At 52.1% G+C, this 20,728-nt stretch carries 24 protein-coding genes and 1 tRNA gene; 19 read left to right on the plus strand and 6 right to left on the minus strand.

Annotated features, from left to right (window positions below; translation table 11 throughout):
• Window positions 1–32: 32 nt before the first annotated feature.
• Window positions 33–107: transfer RNA gene (locus PsWM33_RS22920), tRNA-Thr, on the minus strand.
• A 190-nt stretch (window positions 108–297) separates the two neighbouring features.
• Here PsWM33_RS22920 and PsWM33_RS22925 point away from each other — a divergent pair.
• From PsWM33_RS22925 to PsWM33_RS22960, 8 genes are all read left to right on the plus strand, one after another.
• Window positions 298–513 (plus strand): hypothetical protein, encoded by a 216-nt coding sequence (locus PsWM33_RS22925; RefSeq protein WP_063301748.1) that lies wholly within the window; start codon window positions 298–300, stop codon window positions 511–513.
• Between the two features lie 304 nt (window positions 514–817).
• Window positions 818–2,107, plus strand: coding sequence for a UDP-N-acetylglucosamine 1-carboxyvinyltransferase (gene murA / locus PsWM33_RS22930; protein WP_063292153.1), 1,290 nt, complete (start codon window positions 818–820; stop codon window positions 2,105–2,107).
• Between the two features lie 206 nt (window positions 2,108–2,313).
• Complete coding sequence (locus PsWM33_RS22935) at window positions 2,314–2,760, plus strand: DUF2948 family protein (protein ID WP_057464980.1); 447 nt, start codon at window positions 2,314–2,316, stop codon at window positions 2,758–2,760.
• Between the two features lie 126 nt (window positions 2,761–2,886).
• Complete coding sequence (hisD, locus tag PsWM33_RS22940; protein ID WP_063295669.1) at window positions 2,887–4,182, plus strand: histidinol dehydrogenase; 1,296 nt, start codon at window positions 2,887–2,889, stop codon at window positions 4,180–4,182.
• Window positions 4,183–4,213: 31 nt separating this feature from the next.
• On the plus strand, window positions 4,214–4,723 hold the full coding sequence (locus tag PsWM33_RS22945; protein ID WP_057464982.1) for a UPF0262 family protein: 510 nt from the start codon (window positions 4,214–4,216) through the stop codon (window positions 4,721–4,723).
• 2 nt (window positions 4,724–4,725) lie between these two features.
• Entirely contained in the window at window positions 4,726–5,157 is a 432-nt protein-coding gene (locus PsWM33_RS22950) for an arsenate-mycothiol transferase ArsC (protein ID WP_208980475.1), read from the plus strand.
• Window positions 5,158–5,329: 172 nt separating this feature from the next.
• Window positions 5,330–5,548 (plus strand): translation initiation factor IF-1, encoded by a 219-nt coding sequence (gene infA, locus PsWM33_RS22955; RefSeq protein WP_008549604.1) that lies wholly within the window; start codon window positions 5,330–5,332, stop codon window positions 5,546–5,548.
• A gap of 77 nt (window positions 5,549–5,625) precedes the next feature.
• Entirely contained in the window at window positions 5,626–6,261 is a 636-nt protein-coding gene (locus tag PsWM33_RS22960) for a Maf family nucleotide pyrophosphatase (RefSeq protein ID WP_057464983.1), read from the plus strand.
• Between the two features lie 11 nt (window positions 6,262–6,272).
• On the opposite strand, the gene PsWM33_RS22965 is transcribed toward PsWM33_RS22960, so the two are convergent.
• Window positions 6,273–6,632 carry a hypothetical protein gene (locus PsWM33_RS22965; protein WP_057464984.1) on the minus strand — a complete coding sequence of 120 codons (360 nt, stop codon included), beginning with the start codon at window positions 6,630–6,632 and terminating at the stop codon, window positions 6,273–6,275.
• A gap of 383 nt (window positions 6,633–7,015) precedes the next feature.
• On the opposite strand from PsWM33_RS22965, the gene yacG reads away from it, so the two are divergent.
• The 8 genes from yacG (at window position 7,016) to paaE (ending at window position 14,034) form a co-directional block, all read left to right on the plus strand.
• Window positions 7,016–7,213 carry a DNA gyrase inhibitor YacG gene (yacG, locus tag PsWM33_RS22970; RefSeq protein ID WP_057464985.1) on the plus strand — a complete coding sequence of 66 codons (198 nt, stop codon included), beginning with the start codon at window positions 7,016–7,018 and terminating at the stop codon, window positions 7,211–7,213.
• A 344-nt stretch (window positions 7,214–7,557) separates the two neighbouring features.
• Window positions 7,558–9,156: a bifunctional metallophosphatase/5'-nucleotidase gene (locus PsWM33_RS22975; protein ID WP_063301749.1), complete on the plus strand. Its 1,599-nt coding sequence runs from the start codon at window positions 7,558–7,560 to the stop codon at window positions 9,154–9,156.
• A gap of 157 nt (window positions 9,157–9,313) precedes the next feature.
• Complete coding sequence (locus PsWM33_RS22980; RefSeq protein ID WP_153039997.1) at window positions 9,314–10,204, plus strand: PaaX family transcriptional regulator C-terminal domain-containing protein; 891 nt, start codon at window positions 9,314–9,316, stop codon at window positions 10,202–10,204.
• A gap of 129 nt (window positions 10,205–10,333) precedes the next feature.
• Window positions 10,334–11,317 carry a 1,2-phenylacetyl-CoA epoxidase subunit PaaA gene (gene paaA / locus PsWM33_RS22985; RefSeq protein WP_057464988.1) on the plus strand — a complete coding sequence of 328 codons (984 nt, stop codon included), beginning with the start codon at window positions 10,334–10,336 and terminating at the stop codon, window positions 11,315–11,317.
• A 13-nt stretch (window positions 11,318–11,330) separates the two neighbouring features.
• The gene (paaB, locus tag PsWM33_RS22990; RefSeq protein WP_054664467.1) at window positions 11,331–11,618 is read left to right on the plus strand and encodes a 1,2-phenylacetyl-CoA epoxidase subunit PaaB; all 288 of its coding nucleotides are present in this window, start codon (window positions 11,331–11,333) and stop codon (window positions 11,616–11,618) included.
• A gap of 7 nt (window positions 11,619–11,625) precedes the next feature.
• Entirely contained in the window at window positions 11,626–12,384 is a 759-nt protein-coding gene (gene paaC, locus PsWM33_RS22995; protein WP_153039998.1) for a 1,2-phenylacetyl-CoA epoxidase subunit PaaC, read from the plus strand.
• A 14-nt stretch (window positions 12,385–12,398) separates the two neighbouring features.
• The gene (paaD, locus tag PsWM33_RS23000) at window positions 12,399–12,908 is read left to right on the plus strand and encodes a 1,2-phenylacetyl-CoA epoxidase subunit PaaD (RefSeq protein WP_063301752.1); all 510 of its coding nucleotides are present in this window, start codon (window positions 12,399–12,401) and stop codon (window positions 12,906–12,908) included.
• A 43-nt stretch (window positions 12,909–12,951) separates the two neighbouring features.
• Window positions 12,952–14,034 (plus strand): 1,2-phenylacetyl-CoA epoxidase subunit PaaE, encoded by a 1,083-nt coding sequence (gene paaE / locus PsWM33_RS23005; RefSeq protein WP_063301753.1) that lies wholly within the window; start codon window positions 12,952–12,954, stop codon window positions 14,032–14,034.
• A gap of 94 nt (window positions 14,035–14,128) precedes the next feature.
• On the opposite strand, the gene PsWM33_RS23010 is transcribed toward paaE, so the two are convergent.
• Window positions 14,129–14,554 carry a PACE efflux transporter gene (locus PsWM33_RS23010; RefSeq protein ID WP_082597067.1) on the minus strand — a complete coding sequence of 142 codons (426 nt, stop codon included), beginning with the start codon at window positions 14,552–14,554 and terminating at the stop codon, window positions 14,129–14,131.
• A gap of 102 nt (window positions 14,555–14,656) precedes the next feature.
• On the opposite strand from PsWM33_RS23010, the gene PsWM33_RS23015 reads away from it, so the two are divergent.
• On the plus strand, window positions 14,657–15,154 hold the full coding sequence (locus PsWM33_RS23015; RefSeq protein ID WP_063292143.1) for a MarR family winged helix-turn-helix transcriptional regulator: 498 nt from the start codon (window positions 14,657–14,659) through the stop codon (window positions 15,152–15,154).
• Window positions 15,155–15,182: 28 nt separating this feature from the next.
• Here the strand turns inward: PsWM33_RS23015 and PsWM33_RS23020 are convergent, their stop codons facing one another.
• Entirely contained in the window at window positions 15,183–17,663 is a 2,481-nt protein-coding gene (locus PsWM33_RS23020; protein ID WP_063301754.1) for a protein kinase domain-containing protein, read from the minus strand.
• A gap of 212 nt (window positions 17,664–17,875) precedes the next feature.
• Between PsWM33_RS23020 and PsWM33_RS23025 the strand changes: the two genes are divergently transcribed.
• On the plus strand, window positions 17,876–18,403 hold the full coding sequence (locus tag PsWM33_RS23025) for a GNAT family N-acetyltransferase (protein ID WP_082827116.1): 528 nt from the start codon (window positions 17,876–17,878) through the stop codon (window positions 18,401–18,403).
• 184 nt (window positions 18,404–18,587) lie between these two features.
• Window positions 18,588–19,301, plus strand: a complete 714-nt coding sequence (locus PsWM33_RS23030) for a DNA helicase (RefSeq protein ID WP_063301756.1) — start codon at window positions 18,588–18,590, stop codon at window positions 19,299–19,301.
• Between the two features lie 81 nt (window positions 19,302–19,382).
• On the opposite strand, the gene PsWM33_RS23035 is transcribed toward PsWM33_RS23030, so the two are convergent.
• Together PsWM33_RS23035 and PsWM33_RS23040 are read right to left on the minus strand one after the other, a co-directional pair.
• The gene (locus PsWM33_RS23035) at window positions 19,383–20,000 is read right to left on the minus strand and encodes a glutathione S-transferase family protein (protein WP_063301757.1); all 618 of its coding nucleotides are present in this window, start codon (window positions 19,998–20,000) and stop codon (window positions 19,383–19,385) included.
• Window positions 20,001–20,088: 88 nt separating this feature from the next.
• Window positions 20,089–20,643, minus strand: coding sequence for a sugar O-acetyltransferase (locus PsWM33_RS23040; protein WP_063301758.1), 555 nt, complete (start codon window positions 20,641–20,643; stop codon window positions 20,089–20,091).
• Between the last annotated feature and the right edge of the window lie 85 nt (window positions 20,644–20,728).

A 20,728-nucleotide genomic window follows, 5' to 3' on the forward strand; every position in this document is an offset into this window, starting at 1 on the left:
GCGCCGAAATTTGTGCAGTGCTGTTAGAAGAATGGTGCTGCCGGAGAGATTTGAACTCTCGACCTCTCCCTTACCAAGGGAGTGCTCTACCCCTGAGCTACGGCAGCATCGCATAAATATGAAGCACTTAAGTGCTTCTCGTATCTTCCAAACCAGCGTATTTTGCAACGAGGTAAGTGCTCCGCAGGCAGCGCCCTCGGAACGAGGAGGCTTATGTCATAACCCTTTTAAACCTGCAAGGGGTTTTATTGGCAGTTCTGTGGAAACTGAATAACACAGTGAAATGAGAGCATTGCCATGCACTTGTCGTATATTAGGGCACTTGGCTTCAATCTCGTCCTCGTGTACCTGTTGAGCATGACAGATTCAAAGAAAACCGAAACAACGGGCAACCAGTCAAAGTCCGTAGCAAAGCCAAAAAGCGACCCGAAAGCAGATCGTTTGGCCGAAGCCTTACGCGCCAATCTGCGTCGCAGAAAACAGGCAGCTAAGAAGAACACTGACGAAGCCTAGAGATTGCTGCATGCGCTTTGCTCAATCGCGAGGGCGTTAAGTAAAAATCTAGCATTTATCGCTAAATTGAAAATATATGGAAATCTCGCCGAAAACTGCAGGTTTTGGGCGGAGTAGGATGTTGCGGTCCTTGTAAATCCTGCTAATGCGAAATATCAGCAGGATCTATTGGGGAAAACCGTTGGGGAAGAAACTAGGCAGAAGCGCTGCCTTGCTTATGCCACAGCCCTGATGTTAGTGGACACGATCAATTCTTCTTCAAATTTGTGTTTCCCGCCGCGGGCTTTATTGGGGTTATAGAAGTATGGACAAAATTCGTATTGTTGGTGGCAATCAGCTTAATGGTGTTATTCCGATCTCAGGCGCGAAGAATGCTGCGCTGCCTTTGATGATCGCGTCACTGCTCTGCGAAGATACATTGACCCTTGAGAATGTGCCCCGCTTGCGTGATGTCGCACTTCTCACTCAGATTCTTTCCAATCACGGTGTAGATTATTCGGTCGACGGCAAACGGGCAGGTCAGGATACAATGACTGGCCAGACCATTCACCTGAATGCCAGCAACATTGTCGACACAACAGCTCCATATGAGCTGGTGTCCAAAATGCGTGCAAGCTTCTGGGTCATCGGTCCATTGCTCGCACGTATGCATACAGCCCGTGTGTCTCTGCCAGGGGGGTGTGCAATCGGGACGCGTCCGGTTGACTTCTTCATCGACGGACTGAAGGCACTCGGTGCTGATATCGAGATGGATCGCGGCTATGTTCAGGCAGATGCCAAGGGCGGCCTGAAGGGTGGTCGGGTCGTTTTCCCGAAAATCTCCGTGGGTGCAACACACACAGTCATGATGGCTGCGACACTGGCCAAGGGCGAGAGCGTGATCGAAAACGCCGCTCAGGAACCAGAAGTCGCCGATCTTGCAAACTGCCTGATTGGCATGGGTGCAAAGATTGAAGGTGCTGGCACCGACACAATCCATATTCAGGGTGTAGACAGCCTGGGCGCACATCGCCATCCGGTTATTCCTGATCGTATCGAAACCGGGACCTATGCCATGGCAGTGGCAATGACAGGCGGTGAAGTCACTCTGGAAGGCGCGCGCGGCGATCTTCTCGAAGGTGCACTGGATGTCCTTCGTCAGACCGGAACAGAAATCACTGAAACCAATATGGGTCTCAAAATTAAACGCAACGGTGCTGGTATCAGCCCGGTAGACGTTTCCACTGAGCCGTTCCCGGGTTTCCCAACAGATTTGCAGGCGCAGTTCATGGCGCTTATGACCCGCTCCAAGGGTGTGAGCAAGATTACTGAGAACATCTTCGAAAACCGTTTCATGCACGTTCAGGAACTGGCACGCCTTGGCGCCAAGATCACATTGGACGGGCAGGTGGCTTCTGTTGAGGGCGTTGAAACCCTGCGCGGCGCTCAGGTTATGGCAACAGACCTTCGTGCATCTGTTTCTCTCGTCATCGCTGGTTTGGCGGCGGAAGGTGAAACGACGGTCAGTCGTGTCTATCACCTTGATCGCGGCTTTGAGCGGCTGGAAGAGAAGCTGTCTCGCTGCGGTGCCGTGATCGAGCGTATCTCGGCCTAACGAAACCGAAGCAAATGATTTGAACCCGGTCTGTTTTTCAGTCCGGGTTTTTTCATGGAGATTTTCTCAAAGAAACTGGATCACACCTTCATGCTTGAAATCTGCTGCGTTCATTCATAGATGTTTTTCTGTAAATTGTTGTAATAGTAAGGATGTCTCGCGCTATATACGGTGCGTGAGGCTAGGGAAATCTGCAAGGGATTAATATGGAACAGGTAAAACCAATGAAGCTGATGGCGCTGGATCAGGAAGATTTGCAGATCATCTCTTCCATGGTGCAGGACAGTGTTCTGAAACTCGCAGATATCAAGTACTTACCTGCTGAGCGCCGCCTGGTGCTGACAATGAATCGATACCTTTGGGAAACAGACGAAAACAACCAGAAACGAAGAATGCGGGCGCGGTCTGTTCTTTCTGTGTCGCGGGTGGATGCGGTCAAAGCTCAGAAAATCAACCAAACAAACAAAGACATGGTCCTGTCTTTGCTCTGTGTGCTGTTTGAAGAGACAAATGCACCGGCTGGTCAGTTGAAGCTTGAGTTTTCCGGTGGGGCTGCTATTGCAGCAAATATCGAGTGCATCGAAGCGCAATTGGCAGATCTGGGCTCCGTTTGGGAAACTGAAAGCAGACCTGAACATGATCTAGAAGGCTAGTTGGAAAGCGCGGGATAGTTTCGTAAAATCCCGATACAACCTGAAGGTTTGGACTGCATTTCGAAAATTCTGACATCATCTCGGGAAGAACAGTCCCGGGAACTATAGTAAATTGGGAACGATAACGTGGCGATTAAGCTCTCCTCAAAGTCTGAAGGTTTCGAAGAAGAAATTCGTGCCCTGCTTGGAAGCAAGCGGGAAACTTCAGAGGATGTGGATCACATCGTGCGCGACATTCTGCGGGATGTCGAAATGCGCGGTGATGCAGCTGTGCTCGAATACACCAACAAATTTGACCGCATGTCGGCCAAATCTATGGACGAGCTGAAAGTAACTGAAGCGGAGATAGAGGCAGCTGTTGCTCAAATCCCTGCTGAAACACTGGAAGCCTTGCAGCTTGCCCATGATCGTATTCGTTCCCACCATCAAAAGCAGCTGCCCGAAAGCTACACCTACAAAGATGCCATCGGCGTAGAGCTGGGCGCCATCTGGACTGCTGTGGAAGCTGTTGGTGTGTATGTCCCTGGCGGTCTTGCCAGCTATCCATCCTCTGTGCTGATGAATGTCGTGCCTGCAAAGGTTGCTGGCGTTGAGCGCATCGTGATGGTGGTTCCAAGCCCTGATGACGTGCTCAACCCACTCGTGTTGGCAGCAGCTAAGATGTCTGGTGTCTCAGAGATCTACCGCGTAGGCGGCGCTCAGGCTGTTGGGGCGCTGGCATATGGCACAGAAACAATTGCGCCGGTCTCCAAGATTGTTGGTCCGGGCAATGCCTATGTTTCAGCAGCAAAGCGCCGCGTATTCGGAACTGTCGGCATCGATATGATAGCTGGCCCATCTGAAATCCTCGTCGTGGCTGACAAAGATAACAACCCGGACTGGGTTGCCGTCGATCTGCTCTCTCAGGCAGAGCATGATCCGGTTGCGCAGTCCATTCTCATCACGGACAGCGAAGAACTGGCAGCAGCTGTAGAAGAGGCCGTGGAGCGTCAGCTCACCACGCTGCCACGTGCAGACGTTGCGCGTCAGAGCTGGAATGACTTCGGAGCGATCATCACCGTTGACAATTTAGACGATGCAATGGTGCTCTCCAACCGTTTTGCACCAGAACATCTTGAGCTGTGTGTTGAGGACCCTGATGCACTGCTGCCAAAAATGAGAAATGCTGGCGCAGTTTTTGTTGGACGTTACACACCAGAAGCGATCGGTGATTATGTCGGCGGTTCAAACCATGTGCTGCCGACGGCTCGCTCGGCGCGCTTCTCCTCTGGTCTGTCTACGCTGGAGTTCGTAAAGAGAACTTCGCTTCTGCGCTGTAACCCGGAAAACCTCGCACAGATCGGCCCTGCGGCCGTCACACTGGCAGAAGTGGAAGGTCTGCAGGCGCATGGACGTTCAGTCTCTATTCGCTTAAACCACTAGTTAATTGATCCAGGACGGAAAAGATCGCTTGATGAATAAGGAAGTCCCTGTAAACGAAGAACAGAGACAACAAGGAATAGAACGCCTTTTTGAGGTGGTCCTTGATCCGGATTCTATTGTGCGCGCCGACAAAGACGTCGAGCGGGAGCGGAAAATTGCGATCTTTGATCTGGTAGAGGAAAACATGTTTTCTCCGGTCGGGCCCGATCAGGGCCCGTACCGGTTGGACCTGGCTATGATCAAGCGTAAGCTTGTGCTGGGAGTTCGGGATGAAATGGGCAGCGAAATCGCAACCCACATCCTCTCGCTCACCCCTTTCAGGAAGATCATTAAAGACTACTTCATGATCTGTGAGAGCTACTACGATGCAATTCGCAGTGCCTCACCAAAGCAGATCGAAGCAATCGATATGGGGCGTCGTGGACTACACGACGACGGCGCCTGCATATTGGAAGAGCGCCTGAAAGGGAAAATCACCATCGACCATCAAACCGCCCGACGACTGTTTACGCTCATTTGCGCCTTGCAGCACCGGGGGTAAGTATGGCCGAGTTTATGTCACGGCCAAGTTCCATCCTGTTTATCTGCAGAATGAACGCCGTACGCTCTCCGATGGCAGAGGGCTTGACCCAACTGCTCTACCCCAAACAGGTCTACACGCGCTCCTGTGGCGTCTTTGCAGGCGAACGTGATCCGTTTGTCGACTCTGTTATGGATGAGCTTGGGATGGACCTGAGCAATCACCATCCAAAAACCTTCGAGGATCTGGCCGAAGACGGGTTCGACCTCATTGTTACGCTTGCTCCGGAGGCCCACCACATGGCATTGGAGCTGACACGCGCACAGCACGTCGATGTTGAGTACTGGCCGACGATTGACCCGACAGTGGCAACAGGAAGCCGTTCACAAATCATGGATGCGTACAGAGCGGTGCGTGATACGCTTAAGAGAAAGATAGAACAACGTATGCAATAAGCTGCTGAAAATACTCTACGCGTGGCCTTTGCATGTGTTTTCCACCCCAAAACAAGGAATAAGCGGTAAAACTCGTCAAACTGCCCTCCAAGAAATGGAGGTAGCCTGTTCACTTTTGGCGAGTTATCCGGTAGGTTCCGCGAAAATTCCATTTAACTAATCAGGAATCCTAATGGCTAAAGAAGAAATGCTGGAGTTTCCAGGCGTCGTCGTCGAACTCCTTCCTAATGCGACTTTTCGTGTGAAACTTGAAAACGATCACGAAATTATCGCTCACACTGCTGGTCGTATGCGTAAAAACCGTATTCGCGTTCTGGCTGGCGATAAAGTGCTCGTGGAAATGACGCCATATGACCTGACAAAGGGTCGTATCACCTATCGCTACAAATAAGCGATCCACTGAGCGCGGGTTCATGATGAGCCTGCCTTAGTTGAGCTCTGGTCTGTAATTCATCGGGGAACTGGCATATGACCAAAGAACTGCCGTTAGTATTGGCCTCCGGGTCACCACGTCGTCTGGCGTTGCTTCAGCAGATTGGTATAGAACCGGAATTCCTCCTGCCTGCAGATATTGATGAGACGCCTGTGCGTGGGGAAAGCCCGCGCGCGCTGGCTCAAAGACTTGCACGCGGCAAAGCAGCCGCTGCACGTGTTCTGATCGACCGGGATGACGAAAAAGCGCATTCCATCATCCTGGGGTCTGACACAGTTGTTGCAGTAGGACGCCGCATCCTGCCAAAGGCCGAGAGTAAGGAGCAGGCCAGCGTCTGCCTTCAACTGCTTTCCGGTCGCATGCACAAGGTTTACACCGGCGTTTGCGTGAACATGCCTGATGGCGTAGTTCGCACAAAACTGGTTGAAACCCGCGTACGTTTCCGTCGTTTGTCTTCTCATGACACTGAAAAGTACCTCGCCTCAGGGGAGTGGCGTGGTAAAGCAGGCGGCTACGCTATTCAGGGCCTCGCTGGCGCGTTTATTGCGCGTGTGATTGGATCTTACCCAAGCGTTGTCGGTTTGCCTCTGCTGGAGACCGCAAGCCTCTTACAGTCAGCTGGCTATCCAACTCAAAAAACATGGGACGAAGACGCTGTACCTGCAGCATAGGCAGGAGAAGGCTAACGCGCAAACCCACCCACAGTTTGCACATATCGTGGTGACAGGCTCGCAAGTGCATTTCGCAGCTCCTGAGTTGGTTTGCCATAAACCGTCATGCCTGTTGGGTGCAATGTGTCCATAAACTGCTTGGCATAGGTGTTGGAGAACCACGTCAGGTGCAACATTGCTGAGTTGCTGTCCTTGAAGCTCGTAAAAATCTCGCAGGATTGCCCGTCTTCGCTCAGGTACCAGACATAAGCTGTGGTATCACCCTGCATTTGCTGCACTGCTTTCACCATCTCCACCATTAGTCCTTCAAAGACTTTCGGTTCCGCGGTGGCCAGGTGCGCTGTCAGGATCCAAGAAACTTCATTGTTCATTATACGCTTCCCCGGTGTTCGCGAGATACTTTCAAATCCATGCAGAACTCAGAGTGTATCCCTGAAAGGTGGTTCTGGTGTTCGGATAAGGATACGAACATGTTCAAAAGTGCCTGCCTATGGCTAATCTTAGTCTGAACTCTAATTACTGCAAAGTTGTTTGCACCTAAACTGTTTAACGCCTTAAATTTAGGAGATAATTTGCAGTTGTGAAGGGGAGGGCTGACGCGACGTTACTCCAAATTCGACAAAACCATCAAAATGATCTGATTTTATCTCTTGATGTCCTGTAGATTTCTGGCTAGAGGCACTGGCAGATGCTCTGCTGAGCCGGATAGGTGAACAGCCATATCTGCGAAGATCAAAACTAGCAGTTGAGAGAGATGATGAAGAAGCCATCAGTAAAATGCCCGATCTGCGAGAAACCAGCGCAAGAGGCAACAAAGCCGTTTTGCTCAGACAGGTGTAAACAGGTGGATCTCAACAAGTGGTTGAGTGGTCATTATTCCGTACCCGCGGTTGAGGAAGAGTTCTCTGAATCTGATATCACTGACCTAGAAAATTCACGTATTCTGCACTGAGCATTTGGGGATAAATATTTCGAGAATCTAAGGGTTTTTTCGATAAATTTTACCAAATTCGGGTGTTTTCTACCTCTGATTTATTGAGCCAACAAGTTGATATATTATAAGGATTCTCAACAATCCTACCCCTTGTAATAGGTACTAATAGGGCTCGCGATTAAAAAGTCAGGCTCTGAATTTTTTTTCAGTTAGATGGCGAAATATATCTCCTTTAGTCTTGTGCCTGTCACAGTTATGGGCAATTGTACCGAGCGTGTTCTTGGGAGGTTTGCGCGGATATAGAGATTCTCGCGTAGCCGTCTCGTTAAATTGCTTGGGGCAATTGAATAAAGGCAAGACCTATGAAAAAGCATCTCTTGGGCGCAACTGCGCTTTTGTTGTCTTTTGGCGTTTCCGCGCCGGCTATGGCAGAATTTGATCTGACCATTTTGCATACGAATGACTTCCATTCCCGCATTGAGCCAATCAACAAGTACGACTCGAATTGTTCCGCAAAGGATGATGCAAAAGGCAAGTGTTTGGGTGGCACTGCCCGTTTGGAAACAGCAATCAAGGAGCGCCGTGCAGCTGCTAAAAACTCTATCCTCGTGGATGGTGGTGACCAGTTCCAGGGTTCTCTGTTCTACACTTACTACAAAGGTAAGGCTGCTGCTGAGTTCATGAACACTCTTGGTTACGACGCAATGACCGTCGGCAACCATGAGTTTGATGATGGTCCGGAAGTTCTGCGTGGCTTCATGGATATCGTGAACTTCCCGGTTCTTCTTGCAAACGCTGACTTCTCCAAAGAAGGCAAGCTGATCGGCGTTCTGAAGCCTACCTCCATCGTTGAGCGTGACGGCGAAAAAATCGGTTTCATCGGCCTGACGCCAGATGATACTCATGAGCTGTCCAGCCCTGGCGATCATGTTACATTCTACGACCCAATCGAAGCAGCTAACAAACACGTTGCTGAGCTTCAGGCGCAGGGTGTGAACAAGATCATCGTTCTGTCTCACTCCGGTTATGACGTTGATAAGAAAATCGCTGCTGCTGTAGACGGTATCGATGTGATTGTTGGCGGTCACACCAACACGTATCTGTCCAACACTTCTGACCGTGCTGAAGGCCCATACCCAACTTGGGTTGAAGCTCCAAACGGAAAGAAAGCTGCGATCGTATCTGCATACGCTTACGGCAAGTTCCTTGGTGAGCTGAACGTGAAGTTTGACGACAACGGCAACGTGATCGAAGCTGTTGGCGAGCCAATCATCATGGACGCGAAGGTTGCTGAAAACGAAGTAACCAAAGCACGTATCGCAGAACTTGCTGGTCCGCTTGACGAAATTCGCACCGAAGTTATCGGCGCAACTGCAGCACCAGTAGATGGTGACCGCAAGTCTTGCCGCGCGCGTGAGTGTGAAATGGGTGTTCTCGTAGCTGACGCTATGCTTGCAGCAACCAAAGACAAAGGCGTTGAAATCGCAATCACCAACGGTGGTGGTCTGCGCGCTTCTATCGACGCTGGCGAAGTAACCATGGGCGAAGCTCTGGCAGTTCTTCCTTTCCAGAACACTCTGGCGACCTTCGAACTTCAGGGTAAGTTCATCAAAACTGCTCTGGAAAACGGTCTGTCCAAGATCGAAGAAGGTGGCGGACGCTTCCCACAGGTTGCTGGTCTGAAGTTCACCTTCGATGCATCCAAGCCTGCTGGTGAGCGTGTTGTTGAAGTAACCTTGGAAGACGGTTCTGCAATTGAAGCAGACAAAGTTTACAAGCTTGCAACCAACAACTACGTTCGTAACGGTGGTGACGGCTACAAGATCTTTGCAGCAGAAGGTAAAAACGCATACGACTACGGCCCAGGCCTTGAGTTCGTACTTGCTGACTTCCTGAAAGCGCAGGGCGGTGCATACGAGCCTAAACTGGCTGGTCGCATCACTGACGCAACTGCAAAGTAAGCTGGCCTTGTTGAGTAGATGAATTTAAGCCGGAGGCTCACGCCTCCGGCTTTTTCTTTGCCTTGCTCATTATTGCTCTTTTCAAACAGAGACTTGCACAAAAGCGCATTGACCCCTTACAAATATGCAGCTTCTGAACTTCAAAAGGCGTGTGAACGTGAGCATTCTCGAAACGGAACAACAAAAGCTCATTGATCGCTTTCACGCGCAAAAGCCGATCCGCTCATGGTCCATGATCATTTCGATCTTTGGAGACTGCGTCGCTCCGCGTGGTGGCGAGCTCTGGATGGGAAACATCACCGAGATCATGCAGATGGTTGGGATCAACTCCGGAGTGGTCCGCACCGCCATGTCTCGTCTGGCTACTGATGGCTGGCTGGAGCGCACACGCATCGGTCGCAACTCGTTCTATCGCCTTACCAAAATGGGCCGCGAGACTTTTGATCAGGCAACGCCGCGCATTTATGCCCGTGGTCCGGCAAACGGGAATGGCAACTGGATCACGGCAATTCTGAGTGAAGGGGAGGGGCGGGCTGAACGCCGGGAACACCTGACAGATCAAGGCTTTGGCGTGATCGCACCGAACGTCTTGATCAAACCAAACATCGGACATCAACTGCCCAGATCCTCCGACAAGATCGTGTTTATGCAATCCACGGCACCGCCAGAAAAAGCTGTGCAGCTTGCCCGGCAGGCCTGGAATTTGGAAAGCCTACAACAGGGTTATCACGAGTTCATCGAGACCTACAGCGGCCTGCAAGCGCTTCTTGAGTGTGGCGCGCGGGCTCCTATTGCGCCGGAAACAGCTCTGATCATCCGTATCATACTGATCCATGACCTTCGGCGATTGGTTCTCAGAGACCCGGAATTGCCTCTGCAAGCTCTGCCAGAAAAGTGGGCGGGAAGTGTTGCACGAGAGCTTGCAGCAGGCATCTACAACACTCTCAGAGACCACGGTGAGATCTGGCTTGATTCTAACGCCAAGAATGCAGAAGGCACGCTGCCACCTCCTGAGCCTGCTTTTTTTGAACGGTTCCAACCTTTGTAATCATTGGCGAATTTAGAATTATCCTAAAATGCACCCTTAAATGTTACAGAAAATACTTGTGAGAATGATATTCTGTGACATATTGAGGCGGAGACAAACATTGGTGTGCTCTTGGGAGGGACCTTACCTATGTACACGCAAGCATTGAACAACCCGGCTGTTGAAGCTGGCGTTGAGGACGAAGAGAAGCTTGCTGCTTTTCAAGCTCGCATTGATCGTGAAGAGAAGATTGAGCCCAACGACTGGATGCCAGCAGCCTATCGCAAGACGTTGGTTCGGCAGATCTCGCAGCATGCGCACTCCGAAGTGGTTGGCATGTTGCCAGAGGGCAACTGGGTGACGCGGGCTCCGTCTTTGAAGCGCAAAGCCATTTTGCTTGCCAAGATTCAAGATGAGGGTGGTCACGGTCTCTACCTCTATTCCGCCGCAGAAACTCTGGGTGTTTCTCGCGAGGAACTGGTGGATCAGCTGCTGACCGGCAAAGCCAAATACTCTTCCATCTTCAACTACCCAACCCTCAACTGGGCGGATGTTGGGGCCGTTGGGTGGTTGGTTGATGGTGCCGCGATCATGAATCAGATCCCGCTATGTCGCTGTTCTTTCGGGCCATATTCCCGTGCAATGATCCGCATCTGTAAGGAAGAGAGCTTCCATCAGCGTCAGGGCTACGATCTTCTCGTTGCCATGATGAAAGGCACGGCAGAGCAGCAGGAGATGGTTCAGGACGCCGTCAATCGCCTCTGGTGGCCTGCATTGATGATGTTTGGTCCTTCTGACAAGGACAGCAAGCACTCAGCCGCCAGCATGAAGTGGAAGATCAAGCGCTTTACCAACGATGAGCTCCGTCAAAAGTTCGTCGATGCCACTGTGCCTCAGGCAAAGGTTCTTGGCATTTCTCTGCCGGATCCTGACCTCAAACTTAACGAGGAAACGGGGCACTGGGAGCATGGTGAACCGGACTGGGACGAGTTTTACAACACCATTCAAGGCAATGGCATCTGCAACAAGCAGCGGATGAAAGACCGCATCAAGGCACATGAGGACGGTGCCTGGGTGCGCGAGGCTGCGCAGGCGTACGCTGCAAAGCAAGCCGCAAAGAAATCAGCTGCTTAAGGGAGGGCAGAACATGAGCGAACAAGCAACACCACTTTGGGAAGTATTCATCAGAGCGCGCAATGGCATGTCTCATAGACATGCAGGTTCTGTCCATGCAGCTGATGCGGAGATGGCTCTGCAGGCAGCGCGAGACGTTTACACACGCCGCGGAGAAGGGCTGTCTATCTGGGTTGTCCCGTCTGCGGCAATCATCGCGAATGATCCGGACGAGAAGGGCGAGATGTTTGAGCCAACAGCTTCAAAGATCTATCGCCACCCAACGTTCTATGAGTTGCCTGACGAAGTCGCGAATATGTAAGGAGGCCATGATGACAGATACGGCACTATTTACATATTGCATGCGGCTGGCTGATGACACCGCAATTCTTAGTCAGCGACTGGGCGAATGGTGTGGTCACGCTTCTCACCTGGAAGAAGACATCGCACTCACCAATATCGCGCTTGATCTCATCGGCCATGCCCGTGAGCTCTACACCTATGCAGGGCAAATCGAAGGCAAAGGCCGCGACGAAGATGCCCTGTGTTTCCATAGGGTTGAGCGGGAGTTTAATAATCTTCTGCTGGTCGAACAGCCCAATGATGACTTCGCATATGCCATCATGCGCCAGTTCCTCTTCTCCGCGTTTATGCTTCCTTTCTGGGAAGCGATGATGAGCTCGAAAGACGAACAACTGGCAGGTCTGGCCGCAAAGGCAGAAAAGGAAGCAACCTACCATCTGCGCCATTCTGCTGAGTGGGTGATCCGTCTGGGAGACGGCACCGAGGAAAGCCACAATCGCATAAGTGATGCGTTGGAGTTCCTCTGGATGTACACCGGCGAGATGTTTGAATGTGACGAAGTTGTATCATCATTAGTTGCCAAAGAAGTTGCTGTAGATCCTATGTCTATCAAGCACTTATGGGACGAGACGGTGAACACGGTTCTGGCACGCGCCAATCTGGAACGTCCAACTGAAAGCTGGATGCAGACAGGTGGCCGTAAGGGCGAGCACAGTGAGCATCTGGGACATATCCTGTCGCCGATGCAGTATCTGCAGCGCTCGTTCCCACAAGCCCAGTGGTGATCGGGAGCTAACCCATGGCAGTTGCAGCGAAAATTCTGAGATCTGAGTTGGATCAAAAGGCCTGGGATGCGGTGTGCGATGTACCCGATCCTGAGGTGCCGGTGCTCACCATAGAGGACCTTGGTGTCTTGCGCGATGTGCACGTGCAGGCAGATGGTTCTGTAGAGGTGACTATCACACCAACCTACACCGGTTGCCCGGCCATGAGCATGTTCGCTTTCGATATCGAAGCGGCTCTGCTCACCGCTGGTTTTGAGAGGGTGGACGTCAAAACCGTCCTCACGCCAGCCTGGACCACCGATTGGCTCTCAGAAAAAGCGCGTGAAAAGCTAAGGGTTTACGGCATTGCACCTCCAAACGGCAAGGCTTCGCGTCGGGCCTTGTTTGGCGAGGAGCAAGTCCGTTGCCCAAAGTGCAACTCTGCCAACACCAGTCGCATTTCCGAGTTTGGCTCTACTGCTTGCAAAGCGCTGTACCGCTGCAACGATTGCTCTGAGCCTTTTGATTATTTCAAGTGCATCTGACCCGCTCGGCTGAAAGGCTCCGGCAGATGTAAGGGAGGAAACCATGTCACCACGGTTTCATAGATTGAAGATCAAGTCAGTCCATCAGGAAACAGAGGAAGCTGTCTCTATCGCCTTTGAGATTCCTGCGGACCTGAAGTCAGATTATTCTTTTATTCCAGGGCAGTATCTCACCCTGCGCGAATTTATTAATGGCGAAGACACCCGCCGGTCCTACTCCATTTGCTCGTCTCCCAAGGATGATGACATCCGCGTTGCGATCAAGAAAGTGGAGGGTGGGCGCTTCTCAAGCTTCGCTCTGGACCATGTCTCTGTTGGCAACGAGATTGACGTGATGACCCCGATGGGCCGCTTCAATCTGCCAAGAGGAACCACTGAAGAAGCAAGGGTTTACGCCGCTTTTGCAGCAGGATCCGGCATCACGCCAATCATGTCCATGGTGCAGGCTGTGCTGGAAGACGAGCCGAACAGCCACTTCTTCTTGTTCTACGGCAACAAGAATTCCCAGAGCGTGATCTTTAAGGATCAGCTGGATGACCTGAAGGATCGCTTCCTTGATCGCTTGAGTGTCTACCATGTCCTGTCTCGTGAAGAGCAGGAACTGAGCCTCTTCAATGGTCGCTTAACCTCTGAAAAGATTGAGGAATTCATCACCAAAACCGTTGGTGAGAACAGCATCGACCACGTCTTCCTTTGTGGCCCGGGCGATATGATTGAGGCAGCCAAACAAGCCTGTCAAAGCCATGGCATTCCGCTGGAACACATCCATAACGAGCTCTTTGTGCCTGCTGATGGCGGTGATCCGCACGCAGCCCATAAAGCCAAGGATTCCAGCGCTGTAGACCACAAAGCAAAGGTCTCCATGATCGTTGATGGTGCACGCCACGACGTCACTCTGGAGCCGGGTGAAACCATCATTGATGGTGCCCTGCGGTTGGGCATAGAAGCACCGTTCTCCTGTAAAGGCGGAATGTGCTGCACCTGCCGCGCCAAGGTTGTCTCCGGTAAAGTCGACATGGCCGTCAATTACTCGCTGGAACCATGGGAGATTGAGGCAGGCTACGTGCTCACTTGCCAGTCCAGACCGAAAACAGACGATGTAACAGTCGATTACGACGACATCTGATCTATCAAAACGATAGTTTGCGTTGGTTTGAAAGGAAAAGCCGGAATTTGCGTTATTCCGGCTTTTCTTGCGTTCTTATGTCAGCACCACACGTTCAAACGGCTTTTGCGACCGGAACGGGGAACACCAGATCGTAAACCCAGTTGTAGACAAAGGCGTAAACCAGAAAGAACATCGCAAAGCCGATATCAAGCAGCAATGCCTGAACAAAATTCATCTGCAGAAGCCACATGATTGCGACAATGCCAAATCCAAGCAGTCCGCCTTCAAACAACAGGGCGTGCACAATACGCAAGGCGACAGTCCTTGGCTTGGTACCACGGTTGGCCACATACCATTTGTCGAAGAGCCAGTTGTAAAGAAAGTTCCAGCCCATGGCGATCAGGGACATGACCAGTCCAAGAACACCAATCTCTGAAATGGAATGACCAGTAATCCAGCTTCCAAATACCGCGACGATGGAAAGGGCGATCCCTTCAAACAGCACGGAGTGTCGAACTCTGTCCCAGAAACTTCTCATGTCACACCTATCTATCTAAGTAGCTTTCTGGATAGATATATTCAAACTATCTTTCTGGCAAGGTTTAATTTAGAAAACCGATAGAGTTGTGATGAGGATCTCATGTCGAAAGCCTACCCAATGGGCAAAGCCCTGGAACAGATGCGCCAGAACTGGCCAGAAGCTGTCTCTGTAGAAACCGAGCTGTTTCTGAGTATGAACCGGTTCAGCGAAATCCTCGATCAGAACTGCACAAAAGAGCTGGAGGTCTATGGCCTGACCAACGGCGCTTTTGAGGTGCTGGTCGCACTGCGAGGCCGTCCTGAGCCATGGGAAATGTCCCCCAGTGATTTGTACCGCGCTCTGCTGATGACTTCAGGCGGCATGACCAAGATCCTTAAGCAGCTGGAATTTGATGGCCTCGTCACGCGCATTGATCACGATACCGACAAACGCAGCAAGATCGTCCGCCTGACCAACAAAGGCAAAACCACCGTGGAAAAAGCCATGGAAAGTGTCATGGCCGGCGACCGCCGCGTGATCTACCAGAACCTCACCAAAGAAGAAGTCCAGTCTCTCCGTGACACACTCCTCAACGTGGTTGTGAAGCTAGGTGTGTAGGGAAGCACCACTATCCACTATCCACTATCTATCCAGTACCGCCCGGCCCTCCCTTCGCATGATTGATCAACGTGAGCGCCTGTTCTGCGGAAAGGCGGGTTGTTGGGTTCAGTTTGAGCAGACCGATGATGGCTTCCTTCATGTTTTGCGGAACACCAGCTAAGTGCCGCTCCAGCAACACGCGCAACTGGTTGGAGTCCTTGTTTTCACCATTACGGAATTCTACTAAATCCGTCTTCAAAAGCTCTGCAGTCGCACTTCCGGCAACGGCCGTCACCAGCAAGAGGCCAGCAGACCAGGCATCAATCTTCTCGCTCAAATTTTCCTTGTTCGGGCCAGGATTCTTGGCTTCAGGCGGCATGATGTCTGGGGTGCCGCTTAAATCAAACCCATCGGGCTCACCTTCACCAGTTCCCGTTGCTACACCTTCATGCGCCGTGGCAAGGTCGTAGTCGATGATCACCGGCACCTCATCGCCTTCCTCGCGGAACATGATGTTGTTGGGTTTCAGGTCCTGATGGACGATGTTGCGCTTGTGCAGGAAGTCCAGTCCATTCAGCAGGCCATTGGCAAATGCCTCTGCCTGTTCTTGGGGCATGCCCTTGTCTTCTGGGATGCGTTCAGCCAGATTGCCGCCCTTGAGCTTTTCCATCACCATGTAAGGCTCTTCCTGTTCGGTGATGCCGGTGCCTTTGATCTGAGGGATGTTCTCGTAGCCCTTTGCCCCGTCAAATTCAGCCAGCGCCGTCAGGATCTTCGCTTCATGCAGAAGCTGCGGAATGCCGATGTAGGTCAAAGGTTCTCCCGCCTCCACCTGCACCGCATTGGGGCGCTTCAAAACCGCGTTTTCCATCTCTGTGAAGTCCTGGAGCACGCCCGTTGCACCGTGGGCAAGAACGCCCGGCTGATCGTGTTCCCCGTCGACGATTGGTGGCGGAACATGCTGGTTCATGCGCAGGCTATGCTGTGTCGCGCGATAGCGATTGCCAAATTGGCGAGCGTCTCGCCCGCGCTGAGGCACCATCTCGATGCCTGTTGGCACACTGTCCGGCTCAATCACCATGGTGCCATTTCGCTTTCTCTGTACACGGATTGGGCTGCCTTCCTTAGGATCCTCGTTATAGACCCGTTCCGGTTCCTGAGGCTCTGGCTCAGGTGCCTGTGCCTGCGGTTGTTCTTCAGGCACATACTCCGGATTGTTCTGGTGCATCAGCTCAAGGGCTTGCTCAGCGGTCAGGCGTTCAGCCACATCAGCCCGCATCATGCCTTTGATGGCCACTTTGATGTGTTCGGGAGCCGTTCCCAGTTGAGCATCAAGGGCTGCGTCAATCGCCACCTGATCCTCTCCGGCCAATCTGGCCTCCTGAATCAACTGTTGCTGGTTTTGCTTGCCGATGACAGCTGCGGCCAGACAAAGGCCACCAGTCCAGGAATCTGCTTTGGGGGTGATCTTCGCCAGATTGATCTCGTTGCCTTGTTTCTCTGGCGGCTGCATGTTCGGCTCACCATCCCGCTCATAGCGGAATTCTTCGTAGTCATCTGTGGTGGCAGCAATACCTTCTGTGGCGGAGGCGGCATTAAAGTCGATGATCACCGGTTCCACACTGTCCTGATCGCGGAACATGATATTGTCGATCTTCAGGTCCTGGTGGATCACATTGCGGTTCTGCAGGAAGGAAATACCGGAGAGCAAGCCTTCAGCGAACTGGTCCAGTTGCGCTGGAGGAAGACCTTCATTCGCAATGCGGTTATCCAGCGTGCCGCCTTTGAGGTTCTCCATGATCACGAAAGGCTCACCATCGCCAGTCACGCCAGAACCCTTCACCTTGATGATATTTTCAACGCCCTTTGCACCTTCAAACTCGCCAAGAGCAGAAAGAATGGTGGTTTCATGAATGATGGACTCCATCCCAAGGAACTGGCGGTCTTCGCCCTCACCAAAGCTGTAAGGGCGTTTGATGACGGCATCCTCCATCTCCGGATAAGTTTGCAGGTACCCTGTCCCGCCGCGCCCAAGGGCATGTTCGTTCAGGTCAGCACCTTGTAGAGGTGGGGTGATTTTGCCTTCTACATCTGTAGACAATCGGGTTGGCGCATAAACCGCGTGGCGTACGCCGTCCAAACCAGCCCCATGACCAGTCGCAATTGTGCGGGGGACGGAGTAAGGATCAATGACCATCGTGCCATTGTCCTTGTACTCCACCTGCATCCGGCTGCCTTCCTTCGGCTTTTCGTTGGGGCGGTCTTGCATGGGAACTGCAAGCGGCGGCATATTCGGTATGCCCTGCGCAGGTGGAACTTGTGGCGCATCTGGCGGCTGAACCTCAGCATCATCGACCCGAACCTTTGGCGGCACCTGGTTCTCAGGCCCACCAGCAGGGACCTGCTCACCTTCACCGCCAGGTTCAAACCGCAAATTGAGTTGTTGCCCCATCGCCTGAATCCAGTTTTCGTGATCTGGAGCAGGGTTCTCGTTGGGTTGTTGTTCCCTATCGTTGCCAGGAGCCATAAACTCGCCCTTCTTGCCGACAATCTTAATCAACTGTCCAATTATGACTCGGCAACGTCACCGCAGAAATAACAAAAGCAAAGAAGGCTAAGTAGTATTACCATGCCAATAAAGGTGGTCGAGATACTCTATTCAATATTGCACTTGATCTGAGAGAAATTGAGCTGAAGAAAACAGCGCAACGCATAAAGGAAGGTGAGGGGATCTGTGTAATGAGAAAACCACTTGTAACGCGCCGTTGCTTGCTCTCCCAGCCAACGCATTCAGATCACCCTGCTCTCCGACGGCTGTTCGCCAATGAGCAAACAAGAATGTTTCTGGGAGGAAAGCAAAGCCCTGAAGCTATCGAAACCCGATGTGCAAGGGTGGTTGCTGAAGCAGGGGTGTATCATGCTGTAGTGCGATCCAGCAGAACCAACGAGTTCCTCGGCCTGCTCAGCCTAGCTCCTTATCATCAAGGAGACGACATGGAAGTCTCCTACGAATTCCTGCCAGAATATTGGGGGCAGGGATATGCCGAGGAAGCCCTCAAAGCCTTCCTGCCATTCGCTATGCAGGAGCTGAACCTGACATCCCTTCTCGCTGAAACCCAACTCCAAAACACCCGCTCCATCCGCCTGCTACAAAAGCTGGGCATGCAACAAACCCGGCAACTTGAACGATTTGGCGAGCAGCAAGTTGTGTATCGGCTTGATCTATCAGCAACCGGCTGCGGCTGGGTCTTCTCAGCAGCATGTTGAAAAGCACAACTGGCCCTTGATTGCGGTTAGCCAGATTTCTATCCTTGCAGCAAGGCTAAGTCCAAGCCTCCGCCCTCCAACTCGGGAAGCATTTTACATGTAGGACTTCAGGATCAGAACCATACTGTTCGAGCAAGCGCATAAGGAGGGACTGCAATTTGTGCTCTGAAGAGAGGGTTCTTCAATGAAACTATCCAGTCCTGTTCACCTGCTGAAAAGACAAGCAAAGCTAACCGCGCGCGAAAGTGGCATGCCATTGCATGCGGCGCTGGATCAGCTTGCACAACAAGAAGGCTACAGCAGCTGGAGCCACATGTCGGTTTCTGGATCGCGGTCTGGCCGGGCTCAAAAATGCCTTCGCCAGTTAGACTGCGGAGACCTTGTTTTAATTGCTGCACGTCCGGGCCAAGGCAAGACTCTGTTTGGATTGGAACTGGCCATTCAAGCCGGCAGAGCAGGAGGCGACAGTTACTTTTTCACCCTCGAGTATACGCCTGCGGATGTTTTGAAGCGTGTGTCCCAGCTCGGCTATAATCCTGCTGAGATGAGGGAGGCTTTCCATCTGGATTGCTCAGATGAGATTTGCGCCCGCTACATCATCAATGAACTTCGGGATGCGCCCCAAAAGACGCTTGTTGTCATTGATTATTTGCAGCTGCTTGATCAGAAACGGCAAAACCCCGAACTCTCCTTGCAGCTGAATGAACTCAAAGAGTTTGCGCGGAAAACAGGGATCATCATCACCTTGATATCGCAGGTTCAAAGGGACTTCGATCTGGCAATGAAACCCTTGCCGGACCTGTCAGATATTCGTCTTCCAAACCCAGTCGACCTGACTGTCTTCACCAAGTCGTGCTTTCTCCATAACGGAGAGATTGCATTTGAGATGGCAAACTAAAACACCCAATTGGTTCTGAGCCAATGCAAAGCAGCTGCCCCAAAAAAAGGATGCGGCAGCTGCACTCTTTGGTTCTGAAGCTTATCCCAGCATGCCCGCTGCTCTCACCGCTTTCACGCAATCTCGCTCTTCCATCAGCTTTTGGAAGGCGTGGAACTTTGGAAAAGGCGTTATGTCCACACCATCGCCCTTGAGCCATGTGCTCACCACGTAAAGATAGGCATCAGCAATGCTGAAGGTGTCGCCAAGCACGTATGGGCCTGTGATGATGTTCTCTTCCACATAGGCGCAGCAGGCTGTCATGGTCTCTGGCACCTTGGCGCGCATATCCTCCCAGCTCGCTTCCTTATCCGCCCAACGGGCACCACGAAGCTTATGGGCGTGGTTCACATGCATGGTGGAGGCCAGATAGTACATGGCCTCCCGCATCTTAGCGGCCTTGTAAGGATCAGAAGGCTTCAGACTGTCATCTGGAGCAAGATCAGCAACGTAATCGAGCAGCGCACCGGCCTCTGTCAAAACGCCATGGTCTGTCACCAGAACAGGAACGCGGCCCTTCGGGTTCACCTCTAAGAGCTGCGGACGGCTGACCTCCGGGTTCTTAAAGTCGATCTTGTGCGTGGTGTAAGGGACACCGGATTCTTCAAGGGCAATGGCAACGGCAATTGAGATGGTGCCGGGGGCGTAATACAGTTTCATAGGTCACTTATGTTTGCTGGAATGATCAGATGCCCACAGCCTATACGCAGCTTTACCAACCTGCAATTGAGCTTATTGTGACCAGCACTTAAGCCTGCCCTATCATCCGTGCGGGGTTGCCCACCACGGTGGCTCTGGCTGGTACGTCTTTGGTCACCACGCTGCCTGCACCAACAATGGCCTCATCGCCTATGGTCACACCCGGCATGATGATCGCAGCACCGCCAATCCACGCTCGCTTGCCAATGGTCACGGGCTTGGCAAACTCCAGCCCTGCGCAGCGCTTCTCAGCGTCTTTGTGGTGTTGGGCGCAGTAGATCTGCACATTGGGGCCAAGCATGGTCTGGTCACCAATGCGGACAGGCGCAGTATCCAAAATCGTGCAGCCTGCATTGAGGAAAACTCGCTCGCCCAAATGAATGTTGATGCCATACGCGCAGTGAAAGGGTGCTTCAATGATTGTGCTGTCAGTGGAACTGCCAAGCAGAGCGCGCAGGGCAGGGCTGATCCACCCGCGCTTGCTTGGGTGCAGGGTCCGATGCTCATGCACGGCGTGATAGGCCGCTTGCCGCAGCGTTTCCAGCTCGTCATCGATGCAGGTGTACCATTCACCTGCTTCCATCTTTTCGCGTTCTGTTTTCATGGTGGGTCTTTTCCTTGAGTCTTCTGGTAACTCTCGGAAAAATAGAAGAGTCTTGCAAGCTGCATTTTCGCGGCAACAAGGCATT

Source organism: Pseudovibrio sp. WM33 (assembly GCF_001623165.1).
Classification (GTDB): Bacteria; Pseudomonadota; Alphaproteobacteria; order Rhizobiales; family Stappiaceae; genus Pseudovibrio.

Coding starts and splice junctions, on each gene's coding strand:
- PsWM33_RS22925 (WP_063301748.1), top strand. CDS start 298: ATGCACTTGTCGTATATTAGGGCACTTGGCTTCAATCTCGTCCTCGTG.
- murA (WP_063292153.1), top strand. CDS start 818: ATGGACAAAATTCGTATTGTTGGTGGCAATCAGCTTAATGGTGTTATT.
- PsWM33_RS22935 (WP_057464980.1), top strand. CDS start 2,314: ATGGAACAGGTAAAACCAATGAAGCTGATGGCGCTGGATCAGGAAGAT.
- PsWM33_RS22945 (WP_057464982.1), top strand. CDS start 4,214: ATGAATAAGGAAGTCCCTGTAAACGAAGAACAGAGACAACAAGGAATA.
- PsWM33_RS22950 (WP_208980475.1), top strand. CDS start 4,726: ATGGCCGAGTTTATGTCACGGCCAAGTTCCATCCTGTTTATCTGCAGA.
- infA (WP_008549604.1), top strand. CDS start 5,330: ATGGCTAAAGAAGAAATGCTGGAGTTTCCAGGCGTCGTCGTCGAACTC.
- PsWM33_RS22960 (WP_057464983.1), top strand. CDS start 5,626: ATGACCAAAGAACTGCCGTTAGTATTGGCCTCCGGGTCACCACGTCGT.
- PsWM33_RS22965 (WP_057464984.1), bottom strand. CDS start 6,632: ATGAACAATGAAGTTTCTTGGATCCTGACAGCGCACCTGGCCACCGCG.
- yacG (WP_057464985.1), top strand. CDS start 7,016: ATGATGAAGAAGCCATCAGTAAAATGCCCGATCTGCGAGAAACCAGCG.
- PsWM33_RS22975 (WP_063301749.1), top strand. CDS start 7,558: ATGAAAAAGCATCTCTTGGGCGCAACTGCGCTTTTGTTGTCTTTTGGC.
- paaA (WP_057464988.1), top strand. CDS start 10,334: ATGTACACGCAAGCATTGAACAACCCGGCTGTTGAAGCTGGCGTTGAG.
- paaB (WP_054664467.1), top strand. CDS start 11,331: ATGAGCGAACAAGCAACACCACTTTGGGAAGTATTCATCAGAGCGCGC.
- paaC (WP_153039998.1), top strand. CDS start 11,626: ATGATGACAGATACGGCACTATTTACATATTGCATGCGGCTGGCTGAT.
- paaD (WP_063301752.1), top strand. CDS start 12,399: ATGGCAGTTGCAGCGAAAATTCTGAGATCTGAGTTGGATCAAAAGGCC.
- paaE (WP_063301753.1), top strand. CDS start 12,952: ATGTCACCACGGTTTCATAGATTGAAGATCAAGTCAGTCCATCAGGAA.
- PsWM33_RS23010 (WP_082597067.1), bottom strand. CDS start 14,554: ATGAGAAGTTTCTGGGACAGAGTTCGACACTCCGTGCTGTTTGAAGGG.
- PsWM33_RS23015 (WP_063292143.1), top strand. CDS start 14,657: ATGTCGAAAGCCTACCCAATGGGCAAAGCCCTGGAACAGATGCGCCAG.
- PsWM33_RS23020 (WP_063301754.1), bottom strand. CDS start 17,663: ATGGCTCCTGGCAACGATAGGGAACAACAACCCAACGAGAACCCTGCT.
- PsWM33_RS23025 (WP_082827116.1), top strand. CDS start 17,876: ATGAGAAAACCACTTGTAACGCGCCGTTGCTTGCTCTCCCAGCCAACG.
- PsWM33_RS23030 (WP_063301756.1), top strand. CDS start 18,588: ATGAAACTATCCAGTCCTGTTCACCTGCTGAAAAGACAAGCAAAGCTA.
- PsWM33_RS23035 (WP_063301757.1), bottom strand. CDS start 20,000: ATGAAACTGTATTACGCCCCCGGCACCATCTCAATTGCCGTTGCCATT.
- PsWM33_RS23040 (WP_063301758.1), bottom strand. CDS start 20,643: ATGAAAACAGAACGCGAAAAGATGGAAGCAGGTGAATGGTACACCTGC.